Origin of the sequence: Paenibacillus peoriae KCTC 3763, from assembly GCF_000236805.1 — a bacterium.
GTDB classification, from domain to species: domain Bacteria; phylum Bacillota; class Bacilli; order Paenibacillales; family Paenibacillaceae; genus Paenibacillus; species Paenibacillus peoriae.
On sequence record NZ_AGFX01000013.1, the window covers coordinates 102035 to 121465 of the forward strand.

The 19431-nt window shown below is 41.8% G+C and carries 13 protein-coding genes and 11 tRNA genes; 4 read left to right on the forward strand and 20 right to left on the reverse strand.

The window, feature by feature from the left end:
- Positions 1-686: 686 nt before the first annotated feature.
- Positions 687-1391 carry a TetR/AcrR family transcriptional regulator gene (locus KQI_RS0109390; protein ID WP_029390089.1) on the reverse strand — a complete coding sequence of 235 codons (705 nt, stop codon included), beginning with the start codon at positions 1389-1391 and terminating at the stop codon, positions 687-689.
- Between the two features lie 470 nt (positions 1392-1861).
- On the opposite strand from KQI_RS0109390, the gene KQI_RS0109395 reads away from it, so the two are divergent.
- The 4 genes from KQI_RS0109395 to KQI_RS0109410 all read left to right on the forward strand — a co-directional run bounded on the left by KQI_RS0109395 (position 1862) and on the right by KQI_RS0109410 (position 5920).
- Positions 1862-2239: a Rid family detoxifying hydrolase gene (locus KQI_RS0109395; protein ID WP_010346517.1), complete on the forward strand. Its 378-nt coding sequence runs from the start codon at positions 1862-1864 to the stop codon at positions 2237-2239.
- A 38-nt stretch (positions 2240-2277) separates the two neighbouring features.
- A complete protein-coding gene (locus KQI_RS0109400) occupies positions 2278-3339 on the forward strand; it encodes a proline racemase family protein (RefSeq protein ID WP_010346518.1) in 1062 nt (353 codons plus the stop codon).
- A 162-nt stretch (positions 3340-3501) separates the two neighbouring features.
- The gene (locus KQI_RS0109405) at positions 3502-4467 is read left to right on the forward strand and encodes an ornithine cyclodeaminase family protein (RefSeq protein WP_010346519.1); all 966 of its coding nucleotides are present in this window, start codon (positions 3502-3504) and stop codon (positions 4465-4467) included.
- A 139-nt stretch (positions 4468-4606) separates the two neighbouring features.
- Positions 4607-5920, forward strand: a complete 1314-nt coding sequence (locus KQI_RS0109410; RefSeq protein WP_010346521.1) for an MFS transporter — start codon at positions 4607-4609, stop codon at positions 5918-5920.
- A 536-nt stretch (positions 5921-6456) separates the two neighbouring features.
- On the opposite strand, the gene KQI_RS26745 is transcribed toward KQI_RS0109410, so the two are convergent.
- The 19 genes from KQI_RS26745 to KQI_RS0109505 all read right to left on the reverse strand — a co-directional run bounded on the left by KQI_RS26745 (position 6457) and on the right by KQI_RS0109505 (position 19366).
- Positions 6457-6798, reverse strand: coding sequence for a helix-turn-helix domain-containing protein (locus KQI_RS26745; protein WP_085982436.1), 342 nt, complete (start codon positions 6796-6798; stop codon positions 6457-6459).
- A 154-nt stretch (positions 6799-6952) separates the two neighbouring features.
- Positions 6953-8785: a glutamine--fructose-6-phosphate transaminase (isomerizing) gene (glmS, locus tag KQI_RS0109420; RefSeq protein ID WP_010346523.1), complete on the reverse strand. Its 1833-nt coding sequence runs from the start codon at positions 8783-8785 to the stop codon at positions 6953-6955.
- A gap of 633 nt (positions 8786-9418) precedes the next feature.
- On the reverse strand, positions 9419-10759 hold the full coding sequence (glmM, locus tag KQI_RS0109425) for a phosphoglucosamine mutase (protein WP_010346524.1): 1341 nt from the start codon (positions 10757-10759) through the stop codon (positions 9419-9421).
- A 61-nt stretch (positions 10760-10820) separates the two neighbouring features.
- Positions 10821-12287, reverse strand: a complete 1467-nt coding sequence (locus tag KQI_RS0109430) for a CdaR family protein (protein WP_010346525.1) — start codon at positions 12285-12287, stop codon at positions 10821-10823.
- Positions 12284-13117, reverse strand: coding sequence for a diadenylate cyclase CdaA (gene cdaA / locus KQI_RS0109435; protein ID WP_007432541.1), 834 nt, complete (start codon positions 13115-13117; stop codon positions 12284-12286). The genes KQI_RS0109430 and cdaA overlap by 4 nt, the downstream gene beginning before the upstream one ends.
- A 221-nt stretch (positions 13118-13338) precedes the next feature.
- Entirely contained in the window at positions 13339-13962 is a 624-nt protein-coding gene (locus tag KQI_RS0109440) for a zf-HC2 domain-containing protein (RefSeq protein WP_010346526.1), read from the reverse strand.
- A 150-nt stretch (positions 13963-14112) separates the two neighbouring features.
- Complete coding sequence (sigW, locus tag KQI_RS0109445) at positions 14113-14679, reverse strand: RNA polymerase sigma factor SigW (RefSeq protein WP_010346527.1); 567 nt, start codon at positions 14677-14679, stop codon at positions 14113-14115.
- A 192-nt stretch (positions 14680-14871) separates the two neighbouring features.
- Positions 14872-17664 carry a phosphoenolpyruvate carboxylase gene (ppc, locus tag KQI_RS0109450; RefSeq protein WP_010346528.1) on the reverse strand — a complete coding sequence of 931 codons (2793 nt, stop codon included), beginning with the start codon at positions 17662-17664 and terminating at the stop codon, positions 14872-14874.
- 738 nt (positions 17665-18402) lie between these two features.
- Positions 18403-18473, reverse strand: a tRNA-Gly gene (locus KQI_RS0109455).
- A gap of 9 nt (positions 18474-18482) precedes the next feature.
- Positions 18483-18556 (reverse strand) — tRNA-Pro (locus tag KQI_RS0109460).
- A gap of 21 nt (positions 18557-18577) precedes the next feature.
- Positions 18578-18654 (reverse strand) — tRNA-Arg (locus KQI_RS0109465).
- Positions 18655-18659: 5 nt separating this feature from the next.
- A tRNA-Gly gene (locus KQI_RS0109470) sits at positions 18660-18734 on the reverse strand.
- Between the two features lie 10 nt (positions 18735-18744).
- Positions 18745-18825: transfer RNA gene (locus tag KQI_RS0109475), tRNA-Leu, on the reverse strand.
- A gap of 11 nt (positions 18826-18836) precedes the next feature.
- Positions 18837-18912: transfer RNA gene (locus tag KQI_RS0109480), tRNA-Lys, on the reverse strand.
- 4 nt (positions 18913-18916) lie between these two features.
- Positions 18917-18991, reverse strand: a tRNA-Gln gene (locus KQI_RS0109485).
- A 54-nt stretch (positions 18992-19045) separates the two neighbouring features.
- Positions 19046-19121 (reverse strand) — tRNA-Val (locus KQI_RS0109490).
- A gap of 10 nt (positions 19122-19131) precedes the next feature.
- A tRNA-Glu gene (locus KQI_RS0109495) sits at positions 19132-19203 on the reverse strand.
- 11 nt (positions 19204-19214) lie between these two features.
- Positions 19215-19287, reverse strand: a tRNA-Thr gene (locus tag KQI_RS0109500).
- A 3-nt stretch (positions 19288-19290) separates the two neighbouring features.
- Positions 19291-19366 (reverse strand) — tRNA-Asn (locus KQI_RS0109505).
- Between the last annotated feature and the right edge of the window lie 65 nt (positions 19367-19431).

Below are 19431 nucleotides of genomic sequence, written 5' to 3' on the forward strand. Positions count from 1 at the left end.
TGTTCGATTGATTGAATTATAAATCAGATTTTTGAAAGCGTCAACATTATTTCTCAGTCGGCAGTAATCAAGGGTGATTAGCAAGTTTGGCGATACTTAAAATTGGAAGTAATTCCTTGCTATTCAAAATGAATTGGACCCGGAATGACCAGTTACATTATAGTTGTGAAGTGACTTTAGTTACATGTTAATTTAACTAAACATTTCATAAAAAAGAATTTATCTCCTTAGATATTAAAAAGTCCGTATCACATGTTTAATATCTTGGACAAACTCGTCATATTGAGAGCTTTCAACCGAGAAGTTCCCCCATACTTGAAACCTCCCTAAATTAACGAGTATTTTACATAATAAAGTTAAAATTCCATGTCCAAACTCCTTCCCTCATTCCTCAATATGCTGGATGGAAACGTACATACCTCTCCTCCAAAGCAAATAGGCCCTCTTTCGTTAAAATATTGGTGGTCCCCCTTGACAAACATTAGCTGATTTTCTTGCCTCGCGCTTGCTTATAGACGTTGACTAACGTATTTAGGCCAGTCACAATACCGATCAGCTTCAGTACAACATCCAACAGCTTCAGAAACAATACTCCGTTTTCTTTGACTGATTACGCATCAATTGCTCGTAATGTACGCTACTTAATTTCAAGCATTCCACTAATTATAAAAGGAATTCAAAGTTTTTTATTTATAGTTTAGTATGTATTCAAGAAGTTCACTCTTTTCACACGGTATTTTTGAATGATTTAATAAAAAGTCAATAAGATAATCTAAGTACAATTCAGTAACTTTATACGGATCTTTATACTCCCCGCTTTTTATCTTGGCGCACATTCCCAAATGCAAAGCATAACAGAAATCAAAAATATATTTTTTATCTTTCTTATCGATATATCCATCTGTGATACAGGGATCAGCAATTAAGTTATCACGTTCTTCAATACTAGCTCCTAAAATTCGTTTTTGAAGTTCAGATTCTTGCGAAAAATTCGAAATAGGAAAAAGCTTTAAATAAGTTGTGACTTGACTCAACACCTCATCACTATACTTTGAATAAAAGATATAAGGATATATCTCTGGTTTTTGAAAAGAAAAAATTGCGTATTCTCTCCAAGTTAATAGAAATGTAATATAAGATTTGTTATCCGCAGCAATGGTATTGCTTAAGGAAACAAAGTATTCTAACACACTATTGATCAGTGAATAAGAAATCAACTGATTTAAGTTCTCAAAGTAATTATACAATGTTGCACTATTATACCCAGCGAGAGACGAGACCTTTCTAATTGTTACGTTTTCTATCCCTTCCTTTTCAATAATGCTTTGAGTCGCTTCAATAAAATATCCCATTATTCTTTTCCGTTGAATTTCTTTATTTTTACTTTTCATAATAAACCCTCTCAATTCAATTCTTATCTCTTTATTATAAAAGCACTCCATTTGGTTTGCACACTATAATCTCCATTAAGTATAAGCTAAAAAAGAATTTGCATATTATAATCAATTGATTATAATATAATTGTTCGATTAAATGTGAAAAGTATTACAAGCCTCAGCTAATGGTTTTAACAAATGATCTGATTTATAGAGGCACTTTATATTTTGGATCTTTCGGATTTGAAGGCATTTATTTGCATTTCATGTGAATAAAATCACAAAAAAGGACTATAAAGATTTATCAATTAAAGGCATGTTCAAGAAAACTGTTACTCCATTTGTTTCTTCAACCAAACGTTTACGTTTATCGAACAATAGCCTTTTTTGAGTTGAGAACGTATCGATACTCTCAACTAAACTGCCTATGAGAACCTGATCACTGCTGGGCGAAGTTACAACATGCAGAAAGGAGAACAACATTAATGGAAACTATCAATTCTAAACAGGCACCAAAAGCGCTCGGACCTTATTGTCATGGAACAAAAATAGGAAACCTTATTTTTACCTCAGGCCAGATTCCGTTAGACCCTGTTACGAATCAATTAGTGACAGAAACTCGACAGGCAACTCGGTTAGTATTAACAAACCTATTATCCATTGTAGAAGCTGGTGGAGGAAAACTTGAAACGATTGCTAAAGTTGATATTTTTGTAAAAAGTTTAGAGAATTATTCCACTCTTAATGAAGAATATGCTGCTTTTTTTGGTGAACATAAACCAGCACGAGTCATTACTCAAGTTGCTGACTTACCAGCAAAAGCAACATTAGAAATGGCTATGGTTGCACACGTAACAGATTAAACCAACTACTTATCTATCATTAGAAAGGAGTAAGAATTATGTTTAAAAGAATGATTCAAGCGGTTGAAACCCATGCTGGCGAACCAATGCGCGTAATCACTGGTGGTATCCCTAACATTCCAGGTAATACTGTATATGAGCAAATGAAATGGTTGGAAGAAAACGATGATCAAATTCGTAAATTGATGCTTCGTGAACCAAGAGGATATCCACCATTGTGTTGTAATTTGATCGTACCATCAAAACACCCAGATGCTGCAGCAGGTTACATTATTATGGAACAAGTAGAATATCCTATGATGAGTGGTGGTAATACGATCTCAGTTGCAACAGTTCTATTAGAAACTGGTATGATTCCTATGCAAGAACCCATTACAGAATTTCAATTGGAAGCTCCTGCAGGGTTAATTGGAATCAAAGCAGAGTGTCATAATGGAAAGGTAACCCAAGTAACTTTTAAAAATGTACCTGCTTTTGCAGTTTACACCGACACTGTCATTGATGTTCCACATATTGGTCATGGTGTTGAAAAAGTCAAGGTCGACGTTGCTTGGGGTGGAATGTTCTATGTAATCGCAGATGTTGGTCAATTTGACTGGATCGATCTTGAAGCAGATCAAGGAGCCGAGATTGCTCGTGTGTCTGCTCTCATCTTAAAAGCAGCACAAGATCAGCTTCCTGTTGCACATCCTCATTATCCGGGAGTAGGTATCACAATCGCTCAACTTTCAGGTAAAACGGATAATCCGAACGCAGACAGAAAAAATGCTGTAATGGTGGCTAGTGGTCCAATTGATTTTGACAATCCTGCTACGTGGACTGGTGCAATTGATCGTTGTCCTTGTGGAACAGGTACTTGCGCTAAGATGGCTGCTATGTATGCTAAGGGAGAATTAAAACTGAATGAAACCTTCCGTCATGAAGGTGTGTTAGGCAATATCTTCACCGGAAATTTAGTTGAAGAAACTATAATTGGAGATTATAAGGCTGTTGTTCCAACCCTAGGAGGACAAGCATGGATCTATGGTTTCAGCAACTATGTACTAGACCCAACAGACCCATTTACTGAAGGATTTACTGTTGGAGATATATGGGCCTAACATTAAGTTCGTAATAATTCTTTTTCTAATATAGAAACCAAAGCCCATTCTTAACCCTTGTTTTGAGTGGGCTTTGGTATTCATAAATCTCTATATAAATTTTAAAACACATTAAAAAGCACTTGGAAGATAAGAACTTGTTTTAAATCTAAGGAGGATATTATGTTACAAATTACAGAAGAACAGGTGCAAGAGACACTTGACATGAAGTTAGTTCTCCCTGTTATTAAAAAAGCTTATGAAGATTGTTTCAATCAAAAAATCTATGCTGGAAATCGTATATTTATGCCAATTCGTGGTGAAGAAAATGTAGGTCAATGGCTAGTTGCTAATTGTACAAATGAACCTTTCTTTGGATCGAAATTTTCATCTGTTTTTCCTGGGAATCTAGAAAAAGGACTACCTAGCGTTATCTCAAAAATCAGTTTATATTCAGCTGAGACAGGTGAACTTAAATCACTGATTGATGCTAATTATCTGACCGCTATCAAAACTGGCGGCAGTGCAGCAATTGCTACAGATCTTATGGCAAGAAGGGAAGCAACTAAGCTAGGGATCATCGGCTCAGGGCTGCAAGCATTTTCTCAAGTGCTGGCGATTCAAGAAGTTCGGTCAATTGAAGAACTTTATGTGTATGATATTGATCCTGGACGGGTGCAAAGTTTTATTCAGAGAATCGAAGAAATCAACAATAATTCATATAAAATCATTGCCGCTAAAACAGCCGACGAGTGTGTGTCTTCTTCTGATATCATTTGTACCTGTACTACATCGTTAACTCCTGTATTCAAAGGAAGCTCTGTAAAACCAGGAGCACATATTAATGCAATTGGTTCATTTACCTCTTTTATGCAGGAAATTGATACTGATACCGTACTTAAATCAGATAAAGTAATCACTGAACATATTAAAGGATTATGGGAAGCCGCAGGCGATATCTTAATCCCCTTTGAACAAGGATTAATTACCAAAAATAAAGTGTCAGGTGCCGTGGGAGATGCCCTTATGGGGGAAATTTCAAAAAGAGAAAATGACCAAGAAATAACCCTCTATGAAAGTGTTGGGTCAGGTGTTTTAGATATCGCACTTTCTATCGCAGTTTATAAGAAATTATCTAAAAGCTCTTAATCGTATATTAGTAACATTCATTGAAACAGGACTATAGTTATTTGATCTAAGAATAGTTAAGTCACAGTTCTTGGTTAAATCATAATTTCATACTTCAATATATTAAAGTTATTAATTATATAGAAAGGAGCAGTTTGATTTGAAAGAGATTTACAACTATGAAGATGCACCCATATCTGGAATTCACAAAAAAATATTTATTAGTGTTGCCCTCGGTCAAATAGCTTGCAGTTATGCCCTTGGAATTGCTGGCACTGCCATTACAGATGCAGTTGAACCATTAAACTTAAATAGTTTCTGGGTTGGTCTTATCGGTGCTGGTACTTTATTAGGATTATTCGGAAGTATCTTGGTTGGACGTCTTGCTGATGTAATTGGAAGAAGATTACTTTTTCGTACTGACATGATTCTATTTACAATCTTGTCAATTAGTCAATTTTTTGTTTCAGATTCAGTATTATTATTATTAATACGTATTGGTATTGGGCTAGCCATTGCAATTGATTACACCGTGGGGAGTTCATTATTAACTGAATGGTTTCCTAAAAACAAAAGTGCAAAATATCAAAGTACTCTTTTGATCTTTTGGATAATCGGCTTTGTAGCTGCATATTTGGTAGGTATATTTCTAAAAGGTTTCGGAGATGATAACTGGCGTTGGGTTATTAGTTCATCTGCTGTGCCTGGTATAATCACTTTACTATGGCGTTGGGGAGCTAGAATTCCAGAATCACCAAGTTGGCTTGCTAATAAGGGTAATAACCAAGCTGCATTAGAGTTAATTCATCAGCATTTGGGCAAGAATTATACTTTACCCAAAAAAGAAACAAGCTTAGAGGATGAAAAGGCAGCTTCTTGGAAGGATTTATTTAGTAAAGAAACACGACGAAATACGTTAGTCGGCGGGATTTTTTACGGGTGTCAAGTCTTCCCTTTTTTTGGAATTGGTATTTTCTTACCACTTCTTATGGAAGGCATGAATATCGGTAATCCTTATATATCTGGTATTTTATATAATGTTTTTATGATCATTGGCGTTATTTTAGGTGTACTGATCTTTAATCGAATCCCGCGTAGAACATTCTTGGTATCGACGTTCTATGCTTCAGCTGCTGCATTAGTCATTATCGTAATTTGGCCAAGTGCGCCGGTCATTATAACATTGATTCTATTTTCTATTTTTTCTGTTATATTATCTGCCTCTCTCGTATTAGAAAATCCGTATCCCCCAGAGTTATTTGACACTCGTTTAAGAGCTTCCGGAGTTGGTGCTGTAATTGCAATTAGCCGAATTGGCGCTGCTTCTGGGACATTTCTATTACCTGTGATTACATCACATTTTGGGGTTCATATTACTTTAGTTGTTTGTTGCCTCTCACTTTTGGTTGGTGGAGTAGTATGTCAGATTTGGGCGCCAGAAACATCTCCGAATTTCACTGAAAAATTGGCTTAGAATAGGACTAGCACAAAATTAACCACCCGCCCACCGGGTGGTTTTCGCTTCGGGAAAAACACCATTTATGCCACACCTCGCTTAAAACACTGGTCAACCTATCGCCGGTGGTCTTCTTGTCTCGCGCTGGCTTATAGACGTTTACTAATTTACTTAGGTCAGTAATAATATCAACCAGCTTCCGTCCAACTTTCTCTCTCCCGTCCACATTCAAGTATACATTCGTTTCGCTTACCCATTTTCAATTATTATACAAGACTATTCCTAACTTAAATAATCACTTAATTAATTTTAATGTGTTATTTTACTAATTTTTATAAACTCCATAACTTTTGTACATTCGTACAACAATAAATAAGCTTGAATTTTTAGAACTCATCTTTATTGTTCAGAACTCATCTTTATTGTGTTTGATCAGTTGGATTTTAAATTCTTCGAGTCTACATAAAACGCTCCAGACTAATAAAATAAAAAAATACAATTACGTTTATATCTAAGATGACTTAAAAACATAACCTCAGAAGTCTTTGGAAAACTCATGTTCCCTTATTGTTACGCAAAGATTTATCTCTATAACGCTTTAACTTCAAATTTATGATATCCTCGATTTCCTGTTTATCGTCCATGTCTAATTTTCGAAATTCTAAGACTAGTTTTGATTCAAGATTATCTAATTCCACACAGAATAAACCATTATTGTAATCAATATACTCGTCCATTAGCAGCCACTCTAAATTAACATTAAACTTTAGTTTTAGGGCGATTAAGGTTTCTAATGACGGCTTATATTTATCTTTTTCTAATTCACTCAATGTTCCTTGCGATATACCAATAATCTGTGAGAATTCAATTTGATTGAGCTTATTTATTTTCCGAATACCCTTTAATTATCCGTCTATAGTCTTCTTTGTTCCACCTACTTATCTATAAAAATACAAACAGTCCCGATGTAGAAACCTTTCATCGGGACTGTTTGAGTTAAGGTACCATATTTTCTTGTAGGTAATATTTTAAATCAAGAATTACTAATCCTTATTCTACAGTGACACTTTTCGCCAGGTTGCGTGGTTTGTCGACATCATGCCCCAGTGCAAGAGAAGCATAGTAAGCCAACAGTTGGAGAGCTACAACTGAAATGGCAGCCGACAGAATCGGAAGTGTCTTCGGAATTGCAAATACTTGATCCACGGATTTCAGCAGCTCAACAGCATGCTCTTCATATGTGATTGCAAGCACGTCACCGCCACGAGCTTTAACTTCCTTAATGTTGCTCACGGTTTTCTCCAACACGGATTCCTGTGTTACTAAAGCGATAACCGGAATACCGTCTTCGATCAATGCCAGTGTACCATGCTTCAATTCACCCGCAGCATAAGCCTCGGAATGAATGTATGAGATTTCCTTGAGCTTCAAGGAGCCTTCCTGCACAACAGCATAGTCCTGACCACGTCCAATAAAGAACAGGTGCTCGTGGCTCGCAATTTGCTCAGCATAGGTTTTGATTGCATCTACTTTACCCAGCATTTCTTCCACTTGCTCTGGCAGTGATTCCATAGCAGCCAACATATGAGCTACTTGCTCATCCGTTTGTGTGCCGCGTACTTGAGCCAGATACAGACCAAACAGATAGAAAGCAATCAACTGCGAAGAGTATGCTTTGGTGGAGGCTACGGCAATTTCCGGTCCTGCCAGTGTAACCAGCACATCATCTGCATCACGGGCAATGGAGCTGCCAACTACGTTTGTAATCGCCAGTACATGAGCGCCATTTGCTTGTGCTTCACGCAATGCTGCCAACGTATCGGCAGTTTCACCGGACTGACTCACCACGATCACCAATGTTTCTGGTGTTACGATAGGGGAGCGGTAGCGATACTCGGAAGCTACGTCGTTTTCCACTGGAATACGGGCCAGACTTTCAATAACTGTACGACCAATCAAACCAGCATTGTAAGCTGTACCACAAGCAACGATTTGAATATTGCGGATATTTTTAATTTGTTCTTCTGTCAGCTTCAGTTCAGGAAGAACAACTTTTTTAGTTTCTTTATCGATACGGCCCAACATAGTATCACGATAAGCCTTAGGCTGCTCATGAATTTCTTTCAGCATGAAATGCTCATAGCCGCCTTTTTCCGCTGTTACAGCATCCCATTCGACATGAATCATTTCCCGAGAAATAAATTGGCCTTCGATTGTCATTAATTCGACGGCATCACTGGTCAAAACAGCCATTTCGCCATCGTTCAAGATAAATACATTGCGTGTATATTTCAGAATAGCCGGAATGTCGGAACCGATAAAGTTCTCGCCTTCTCCCACACCGATAACCAGCGGACTCGCTTGACGAACAGCTACCAGCTTGTTAGGTTCATGTTCTGTCAGCACACCCAGTGCAAAAGCACCGCGCATAAAGGTAATTGCTTTTTGTACCGCTTTAACGATATCTCCTTTATATTCACGCGCAATCAGATGGGAAATAATTTCGGTGTCCGTTTCGGAAATAAAGGTATGACCTTCGCTGATCAGCTCTTCCTTCAGCTCCAGATAGTTCTCAATAATCCCGTTGTGAACAACAGAGAACTTTTGGCTCTCATCCATATGTGGATGGGAGTTTTCATCTGAAGGCTTACCGTGCGTTGCCCAACGTGTATGCCCGATACCTGCATGGCCCAACAATGGCGCACCATCCAGCTTTGCTTCCAAATTCGCCAGACGACCTTTAGCCTTGGCTATTTGCAGTCCTGAATCTGTAAACACGGCAATACCCGCAGAGTCATAACCGCGATATTCCAACTTTTTCAATCCGTCAATCAATACCTCTTGCGTATTCTGATCACCAATATATCCTACAATGCCACACATACTCGTTATCCTCCCGATCATCATTTCACAGGACGACGCATCACAGGACTAACGTGTGCGGTAGATTGAGGAATAAAGTTCATTCACCTATGAAGTTGTCAATGATAACTATAAAAATTACAGGCATCTCTTCACGAATGCAACGAAATTCCCAAACCGCGCACGCCAATGATGATGGCCGCACATTCATGAAATGAATCTTATAATTTAGGTTATAAAATATAATGGCATCTACCGGTGCGTTGTGTAAACAGTTGCCTGTTCATTTTCCGCTGCCGGTTTGCGGCTTAATGCTTCACCGGAAGGTCCCCGCCGAATGTTTCGAACACCTTCACCTCGTCAGCTTGCTTTGTCGTGAACTGATTTGCGTGCAACATCATCTTGACTGATACGTTGCTTACCCACCAAGTTCCCCCGCACAAAATCAAGCTCTGGCGCTTGTTTTACGTTACCTCACAACCCTCGCTTTCTCTATCTGAGTCACAGCATTCCTATATTATATTCAGCCCTGTAACATTTGGCAATAACACTTTATTCATTTTTACGGATACAGGTTAAGATTCAATGGCAGCTATATAACCGCAAACGCAGTTGCCTGCTTCTATTCAACAGGCAACCGATGTTTACAAAATTTTAAACTAATTCCTTTTTGACCACATCTACGATCTGTCCGACAAAATGCTCCAGTTCACCCTTGTCCGGGCCTTCTGCCATCACACGAATAAGCGATTCTGTCCCCGATGCACGGACCAGTACACGCCCATTATCCCCCAGTTGCTGTTCCACTTGCTCAATCGCTTCTGCAATAGCAGGATTCCCCTCGTAATTGCGTTTATCCTGTACACGCACATTAACCAGCACTTGCGGGTACTGCTTCATGAGCGATTTCAGTTCACTCATCTTTTTGCCGGAAGCTTTCAGGGTATCAACCAGTTGAATCCCGGTCAGCATGCCATCTCCTGTCGTATTATGATCCAGGAAAATAACATGGCCAGACTGCTCGCCGCCCAGATTAAAGCCGCCCCGGCGCATTTCCTCCATTACATAACGATCCCCGACCGCAGTCTTTGCAGTCTTGAGAGCCAGCTTTTCCGTAGCCTTATAAAAACCGATATTACTCATCACGGTTGATACAATGGTGCTGTCCTTAAGCTTTCCAGCGCGGTTCATGGCATCCCCGCAAATGCAAAGGATATAGTCGCCGTCTACCTCTTCCCCGTTCTCATCAATTGCGATTAGACGGTCAGCATCGCCATCAAAGGCCAGACCAATATCCGCTTTCAAACGGAGTACTTCCTCCTTCAGCTTTTCCGGATGAGTCGAGCCGCAATGATCATTGATATTCAGCCCATTGGGCTCCGCACCAATCGTGTGTACTTCCGCTCCCAATTCCGTAAAAAGCTTCGGCGCCAGCTCATAAGCTGCTCCGTTTGCACAATCCAGTACAATTTTAAGCCCCTCAAAGGAATGACTAATTGTTGTTTTCAAATATTCAAGATAATCGTAGCGGGAATGCTCATCTACAACAACCGTCCCCAATCCTCCACCAATCGGACGAGGCAGTTGGTCTTCTTTTGCATCCATCAATTCTTCGATTTTCAATTCTGTTTCATCTGTCAATTTGAACCCGTCGCCGCCAAAAAACTTAATCCCGTTGTCTTCCACCGGATTATGGGAGGCCGATATCATCACACCCGCGTCAGCTTTCAATTGCCGTGTAAGATAAGCCACCCCCGGCGTCGAAACAATCCCCAGACGAACCACGTTAGCCCCAATAGACAGCAAACCGGCTACAAGCGCCGATTCCAGCATCAGACCAGACACTCGTGTATCCATACCAATAACAACGGTTGGTTTCTCCACATTACCTGCTAAAACGTATCCGCCGCAGCGGCCAATGCTATATGCCAGCTCTGCTGTAAGTTCCTGATTAGCAACGCCTCGTACACCATCTGTACCAAAATATTTCCCCATGTTAAAATGACTCCCTTTTTTTGTCTAATAAATCTCGATTAATTACTACAGATAAAACATGTTATGGCTGACTGCTGTCCGGGGTTCCATTGGCAGAAGAATCTGCGCCGTTATGAGGACTTGTCTTATCCTCCGCAGCTGCATTCCCCCCGGAATTAGCATCAGGGTATCCACCCTGACTGGTTTGCCCCTCCTGTGGCCTCTCCTGCCCCTTGTCGCCACTACCGGTAGGATTTGATTCATCACTACTTGGATTCGTTACAGCAGGCGTTGAAGGGCCTACAATGCTTACTGTTGCTTTTAGCTGATCGGTGCTCCCGGCTTGCGTAATATATTTAGGCAAGCCTAGCTGCAGTGTAACCTCATGCTGACCAGCCGCAAGGCCACTTACGTCTGCCACCAGACTAATATCATCATTGGTTAAATTGCTCACCATATCCTGCGGTCCTCTCACAGTAACATCCATCGTCTTGCTAATGGGCGCTACAATGATCGCAGTAGTTCCATCCCCTGCGCCCTGTAAAACGATTGGAATACCAGTGAGCGTCCGTTCCGTATCTGTGACCTGATTGGAAGGAACGACCGTCACCTCAATTTGTATCGATCCTGGCTCGATTTTATCAGAACCAGCAGGCGCTGCCAAATTAGCTTGGACTGTACGAGTACCTGCTTCTGTAAATTGACTGAGATCCACTGTGGCCGTGACGTAGGAGCTAAGGCTGCTCAATACATTCTGCGATGCATATATGGCCGCCTCCTTCACGTTTGCATTTACCTTGGAAAGTGCCAGTCCGTCTGGCAAATCTCCCGAATAGACGATCTTAATAGGCACAGACTTTGCCTGCTGTGTTACCGGAATCTCGACGGACACTGTAGATGGCTCGATAACCGCTCCTGTAATCTCTTGCCCCTTTTTGTTATAAGCTTTCAGTTTTACACGCTTCTGCTCGAATTTCTCCGTGATGCCATCCGTATCGACGGCCCCTTGCACTGCAGTTACGGTACTCAACTGACTCTTGGGTAAGGTCACCTGCACAATTTGAGGAGTAATCACAGGCTTGCCAAGCTGCAAACCAGCATCCGGGCTGCCTTTGGGCACAATAGAAACATTAAAAGATTTCGTTTGCTTTTCCTCAATCGTTACTGTAACACGATTTGGAGTCATGGATACCAATTCTACCCCATTCGGTAAATCCGGTTCGAGTGCCAATGTTCGAGTACCTGCGCCCAGACCGCTTAAATTTAATTTTGCCTTATAATTATCAGCAAAAAAAGAAGTCAGCACAGAGCGCTGTCCTCTGACCTCCATCCTTACATGGTCAGTATCCATAGTAGACAACACATATTTGGACTCATCCAGACCACTGGCCTGAATGGCCACATTATCAATCACCTTATTATCATAAGAAACGGTCAGCGTAGATGAAGGTGTGCCTGTATCCAGATGAACCATTCCCCACAGCATCACGGCAACGGCCAGCGCCAATATTTTGGAAATCGTATTATTGTTAATCCATTTGTCCATCATGAATTTCCACGGCCTCCCCTCCGATTCCAGAATGAGCCGCGTTTTTCCTTCAAAGATGGTGTTGGCCGCAGCTCCTCATACAGCTTGGAAATTAAGGATTCCTCCTTAATGTCACGCACGACCTGTCCATTAATAGCCAAAGAAATTTGCCCTGTTTCCTCCGATACCACGACAGTTACGGCATCGGTTACCTCGCTCACCCCAATTGCAGCCCGGTGACGAGTTCCCAGTTCCTTGCTGATGAACGGATTTTCCGACAACGGTAAATAACAAGCTGCAGAAGCAATCTGCTTATTTTGAATAATCACCGCACCATCATGCAGAGGCGTATTTGGGATAAAGATATTAATTAGCAGCTCAGAACTGACCACTGCCTGCGTCTTGATACCAGACTCCGTATATTCGTTCAACCCTGTCTCGCGCTCAAATACAACCAAAGCTCCTATTTTTCTACGCGATAAATAATTCAGCGCCTTAATCATTTCCCCAATTAACTTGTTAATCTCTTCATCATCCGCAGACGATCGCCCAAATAATTTGCCTCGCCCCAACTGTTCCAGAGCACGACGCAACTCAGGCTGAAAAATAATAAAAATAGCTACCACACCAAAAGTGAACATCTGATTCATCAACCACTTGAGCGTGTACAAATCAAACCAAGTGCTAATTGCCCAAATGACGACCAGAAACAGTATGCCTTTCAACAATTGAACTGCACGCGTTCCGCGAACAAGTAAAATAAGTTGATACATAATATAGGTAACGATCAAAATGTCGATAATATCTTTAATGGACTCTTTCCAAGTCAGGTCCGCAAAATAATCCAACATGCGCATGCCCCCGCAATTTTCTGTAGTGAGTGGGTGTAGTATGTACACAGTATGCTCTCTCTATCTAGGTTATAACGATAAGGCTCGCGTTGCAAGCTGCGCGACAAAAGAACCGCTAAAATCAGTAAAATACAGTACAATTCGCCAACTTCATATACAAAAAAACGCCTTTTCCAGCGGAAAGAGGCGCTCGATATCGTTCTTGCTATTTCAAACTTCTTTTATGGAGAAGACGGGCCCCCGAACAAATCGGAAACTTTATACCAAATCCAATCCAGGGTTTGATCAATACTTTTGACCTGTCCTGCAATATGAGCTGTGGACGCTTGATAGTAGGAACCGTCAATCACAGTTACATTTCCTTCCACATCGCCGTATACCCGAGCCTTGCCATTTTGTACTGTCAAATCTCCGGCAATGGATTTCCCTTCAGGCACAATCACTGTATCGCCTTGAATAACGACTTGATCCAGATTGCTGCCTTTGACTACCAATTGATGATCCGTGCTTGAAAAGCTGGCCATACTTGAACATACAACAATAAGAAAGAAAGCGGCGGCTGTTACGGCGGGATGCCTTTTCACCCAAGACAGCATAGGAGCCATGGTCTGTCTTTTATGTGGCGGCAAAGCATTCATAATGCGATATGTCAGCTCATCCGATACACACGGCACTTGATAATGGCGTGTACCATAAAGCATCGCATCCGTCCGCTCCAGCTCTTTAAAACGCATGCGACATTCCGGGCAGTCTAACAAGTGTTGCTCCAACTCATGTTTATCCCGCTCAGACAGGTCGCCATCTAGATAGTCATGCATAAAAGAGACGGCTAGTTTGCAATCCATATGAGCCAATCCTTTCTAGTATTCTTCCGTGTTTCTCAACATAACATGCTCCTTCTTAGAGCTTTACTCTTCTTACATACGTTATAGCGAGTATTATGTTTCATAAAAAAGCATCTATGCAGATACTTTCCAAGTACCTAAGCATATGATTTACAGCTTGTGTTCCAATTTTTTTCGTAGAAAATCCCGGCCTCTATGAACCCTCGTTTTAATTGTAGTCACGGGAATATTAAGCACATCACTAATTTCCTGCAAGGAAAGCTCCTGCAAGTACCGCAACACCATAATCGTCCTGTACTTGTCTGGAAGACTGTCAATGGCATCATGAATCAAGGCCTGTGTCTCGGACAACAACGTACGCCCCTCAGGGGTAAGCTCTCCGCTAGCGAGCATAGCGTACCCATCGACACCTTCCTGATCATTCATTTCAGCATCAAGTGAGTATGTAGGTTTTCTCCTTCGCAGACGATCAATGCATAGATTTGTAGCAATTCGGTAAATCCAGGTCGAGAACTTCTGTCCATGGTCATACTTCTCCAAATTGCGATACACACGCAAAAAAGTTTCCTGCACCAGATCCTCCGCCTCATGGCGATTACCAAGCATCCGGTAGGAAAGATGAAAAATTCGATCTTTATATAACTCGACTAGCTCCGCAAAAGCCCGCTGATCACCTTTCTGTACCAGCCTAACCAAGCGGCTTTCCATATTATCCACTCTATACTCCCCCAGACTTGCTGATGGGTTACCTATTGCATATTTATGATTATTCATCGTAGTTTAAATTTATCCGAAAATCAACTATAGTATTGACACCATCTGAACACTCTTCTGTCATATTTTATTCACACAGCACAATCGGGCACTCTATAAGCGCCCGATCATCTGTATTCATACAGCCAAGCTGTATCAGCCTGTGTTTCTTAATCCCGCGGCAATTCCGTTAATGGTCAATAATACCTCACGCAACAGCTCAGCATCATCTCCATTTTGATCACGCAGCTCCCGTAGCTCACTAAGCAACTGAACCTGCAAATAACTTAACGGATCGACATAAGGATTACGTAACCGGATTGATTCCTGAATCACCGGCACATCGTCCAAAATCTCGGATTGTCCGGTTATTTTCAAAATCAGCTCAGATGTAAGCTTGAACTCCTCTGAAATCTGTCCGAAAATACGCTCTCTTGCCTCTTCATTATCGGACATTCCCGCATATTCCTCGGCAATCAGCAAATCTGCTTTGGCAATCGCCATTTGCAGCGTATCAATAAGGGACCGGAAGAAAGCCGAGTCCTTAAACATCGTTTGCAGTACCTTGAGGTTATCCTCATTGTTCTGATAAAAACTTTGCAGACCTGTTCCAGCTGCATACCATGCAGGTAACAAGTAGCGACTTTGTGTCCATGCAAAAACCCATGGAATAGCGCGTAAGTCCTCAAAACGCTCGCTGTTCTTACGCTTTGACGGACGAGATCCAATATTCAACTCGCCCACCTCAGGCAACGGTGTCGATTCTTTGAAGAAAGCGAAGAAATCCGGATCTCGGAAAATCAAATCCTGATACTTTTCCAGTGATACCTCGGAAATACGGGCAATGATCTCTTCCCAGTTTCCCTCGAACACTTCCTTCTTCCCGGAACGATGATATGCAACAGCCGTAATCAAGGCTGAAGTCGCCTGCTCCAGACTCCGATAAGCAATGCCTTTGAGCGAGTATCGGGATGAGAGTACTTCTCCCTGCTCCGTAATCTTGATCCCGCCTCCAATCGTATGAGGAGGTTGAGCCAGGATACTTCGGTTAAGCGGCATTCCTCCGCGGCCCAGCGCTCCACCACGACCGTGGAAGAACTTCACTTTTACGCCAAACTCATTAACCACTTCTGTAATGCTGTTCATAGCGACCCGAAGCTCCCAGTTGGCCGTAACCACACCGCCATCCTTGTTACTGTCCGAGTAGCCCAGCATGATCTCCTGAAGCTGATCCATTGCGGCTACAGATTGTCGATATACAGGCAAGTTCAACAATCTTCTCATAATACTTGGTGCAGCATGCAGATCGTCTATCGTTTCAAACAAAGGAACGGATTGCAGTGTACATACGACAGTACCATCCTTTTCAATGCGGAACAGCCCCACTTCTTTGGCTAGCACCATAACCTCCAGCAAATCACTGGCTCCCTGAGTCATACTGATGAGGTAACTTGTAATGGACTGCTTGCCGAATTCCTTCTGAGCCATATATATCGTGCGATATACGTCAAGACATTCCTGCGTGTTATCGCTATATTTTAAATACGACGAAGTAATTGGGCGAGGTTCGTTCAACAGCTTTTCCAGTAGATCTATCTTTTCTTCCTCCGGCAACTTACCGTAATCTGACACGATATTCATTTTGGAAAGAATCTCAGTCATTGCATTTTCATGCTCCTGACTATGCTGTCGTACATCCAGTGTAGCTGTATGGAATCCGAATAGCTCTACCTGGCGAATCATTTTTTGAATATACGTATCTGCAACATAATCCGCAAAATGATGACGCAAGCTGTTATCAATAACATTCAGGTCTGCAATAAGCTCTGCAGCAGTGCCATAACGTTCCTTGGTATCCTGCTTGCTTTCGTCCAAAATGTTATTCACCTTGGCAATCATATATGCCAGTTTAATCCGATAAGGCTCTTTTTCGTTATGCCATTCTTCCATCTTTTTGAGCGTAATATGTGAACGATCTTCTTCAATAGAAGCCAACAGATCATCTGAAACGCGCACAATGCTAGTGCTAAAGCTGAGGTATCCCATAAGGTCCTTCAGTGTGCGCTGATATTCTCTCAAAGCCAGCTTGCGTTGCATACGTAATGTTTCCCAAGTTACATGAGATGTCACAGACGGGTTGCCATCCCGGTCTCCACCGATCCAGGAACCGAATCTCAGATAGGTTGGAATGTGCCATTTTTGCTCGGGATAATATTTGCTTAAACATCGTTCCAATTCTTGGTATACATCCGGCAGTACATGAAACAAAGTCTCATGAAAATAATACATTCCATTTCTTACTTCATCTAATACAGTTGGCTTGCGGTCACGCAGCTCATCAGTCTGCCACAGTGTAATCACTTCATTCAGCAGATTTTCTCGTACCTGCTCACGCTCGCGCAAGGTAAGCATCGGGTTATCCAGCAGCATGACATCCTCAGAAATCCGCTTATGAATGTCCAGAATTACCCGTCGTGTTGCTTCTGTAGGATGTGCGGTCATAACCAGTTCCAGAGAGAGATCCCCCAGCAAGTTGCTAACGTCCTCGGCAGAGAATCCCCCTTGCTTAAGCTCCTGGACTGAACTTTCAATGGAGCCGCGTTGAACATCTTCACCAGCGGAATGCTCATAATCCCGCTTACGACGAATACGATGATTTTGCTCAGCGATATTCACTAACTGAAAATAAATCGCAAACGCGCGAATAACCTGGTGACGAATATCCGTATCCAGCCCGCTGACCATTTGTTTGAAATTCTCGTACAACTCCGGCTGATACCCGGCACGTAACGATTTACTTGTCTCACGTATTTTTTCCACGATATCCAAAAGTTCGTTGCCACCCTGATGAACCAAAACCTCACCAAGAATATTTCCTAGAAAACGAACGTCCCGCCGCAGCAGATTATTCGATTGGTTTTTGTTTGCGGTTAACGTAAGCTCGGTCATGCTTTTCCCCCCATCTGATCTGTTCCACACCATATACAGTCTTGTTGCAAAGGTACGTATACACACGAAATTTGACACTTTCTTAACATCATACAATAAAAACGTATGAAAAGCTGCAAAATTTACAGTAGAAAATCATGTATTTTAAATACTTTTTTTCGAGAATATATTGGTTTTTTATGCATTAAAATGCAATTAAATAAACTTAGTTAAGAGTATCCAAAGAATTTCATGAAAATTTATACACAATTCTTATAAACAGTATGATTCCCGGAGCAAAAATTCACGCATCATTATGTGTACATGTTTATGATTTGTTGACAATATGAAGCTAATCAAGCTTCTATCCACAAAGATATACACAAAACTAGTCACAGATCAATAATATAGATGTGTTTTTCATCCAATAATCTGCTATTACCCACATAAAAAGAAGATAATGTGTACAACTAGACAGTAAGTTTGGGGTTATCACCATAAATTCATACTGTTAGCAGTCATAGGATTCCTATTTATAAGGGACTTGATCAGGAAATTAACCTTACTACAGGAGAAAGATATATATTGGAGGAGAAACTCGGGATCTAGGCGCTACAGTAACATGAGCCTATGTACAATATGCACAAGTCATCCCCAACTGTGCATGAAAGAGATACATTGGCAATGAACTCTAAACAACAAAGTGGATATAATGTGGACAAAATAAAAAGAAGCCTCTCGGCTTCTAGATAATCATTAAGCGGGTGATGGGAATCGAACCCACGCTATCAGCTTGGAAGGCTGAAGTTCTACCATTGAACTACACCCGCAAATTAGTATCGGGATGACACGATTTGAACATGCGACCCCCTGGTCCCAAACCAGGTGCTCTACCAAGCTGAGCTACATCCCGATATTATAGATTTTGTAAAAATGGCGCGCCCTGAGAGATTCGAACTCCCGGCCTTTTGATTCGTAGTCAAACGCTCTATCCAGCTGAGCTAAGGGCGCAAATATGGAGCGGACGACGGGAATCGAACCCGCGACCCTCGCCTTGGCAAGGCGATGCTCTACCGCTGAGCCACGTCCGCAAAAACAATATGCGCGTGGAGGGACTTGAACCCCCACGTCAAAGACGCTAGATCCTAAGTCTAGTGCGTCTGCCAATTCCGCCACACGCGCATATAATATAATGGTGAGCCATGAAGGACTCGAACCTTCGACACCCTGATTAAAAGTCAGGTGCTCTACCAACTGAGCTAATGGCTCTCAATGGCTGGGGATATAGGATTTGAACCTATGCATGACGGAGTCAAAGTCCGTTGCCTTACCGCTTGGCTAATCCCCAATATGCATATGATTCACAATTCCCCAACTTTTCATCCTTTTGTTCGGATAAAAATGGTGGAGGCTGAGGGGATCGAACCCCCGACCCTCTGCTTGTAAGGCAGATGCTCTCCCAGCTGAGCTAAGCCTCCGTATTACTTATGACCCGTAGGGGATTCGAACCCCTGTTACCTCCGTGAAAGGGAGGTGTCTTAACCCCTTGACCAACGGGCCATCCTACAACAAGCTCTCAACCGGGATCGAACCGGTGACCTCATCCTTACCATGGATGCACTCTACCTACTGAGCTATGAGAGCAAATGGCTCCCCGAACAGGACTCGAACCTGTGACAACTCGATTAACAGTCGAGTGCTCTACCAACTGAGCTATCAGGGAATAATAATCATAAAGCTTGCTTGGCGGCGTCCTACTCTCCCAGGACCCTGCGGTCCAAGTACCAT

Coding starts and splice junctions, on each gene's coding strand:
- KQI_RS0109390 (WP_029390089.1), bottom strand. CDS start 1,391: ATGAAAAGTAAAAATAAAGAAATTCAACGGAAAAGAATAATGGGATAT.
- KQI_RS0109395 (WP_010346517.1), top strand. CDS start 1,862: ATGGAAACTATCAATTCTAAACAGGCACCAAAAGCGCTCGGACCTTAT.
- KQI_RS0109400 (WP_010346518.1), top strand. CDS start 2,278: ATGTTTAAAAGAATGATTCAAGCGGTTGAAACCCATGCTGGCGAACCA.
- KQI_RS0109405 (WP_010346519.1), top strand. CDS start 3,502: ATGTTACAAATTACAGAAGAACAGGTGCAAGAGACACTTGACATGAAG.
- glmS (WP_010346523.1), bottom strand. CDS start 8,785: ATGTGTGGCATTGTAGGATATATTGGTGATCAGAATACGCAAGAGGTA.
- glmM (WP_010346524.1), bottom strand. CDS start 10,759: ATGGGGAAATATTTTGGTACAGATGGTGTACGAGGCGTTGCTAATCAG.
- KQI_RS0109430 (WP_010346525.1), bottom strand. CDS start 12,287: ATGATGGACAAATGGATTAACAATAATACGATTTCCAAAATATTGGCG.
- cdaA (WP_007432541.1), bottom strand. CDS start 13,117: ATGTTGGATTATTTTGCGGACCTGACTTGGAAAGAGTCCATTAAAGAT.
- KQI_RS0109440 (WP_010346526.1), bottom strand. CDS start 13,962: ATGGATTGCAAACTAGCCGTCTCTTTTATGCATGACTATCTAGATGGC.
- ppc (WP_010346528.1), bottom strand. CDS start 17,664: ATGACCGAGCTTACGTTAACCGCAAACAAAAACCAATCGAATAATCTG.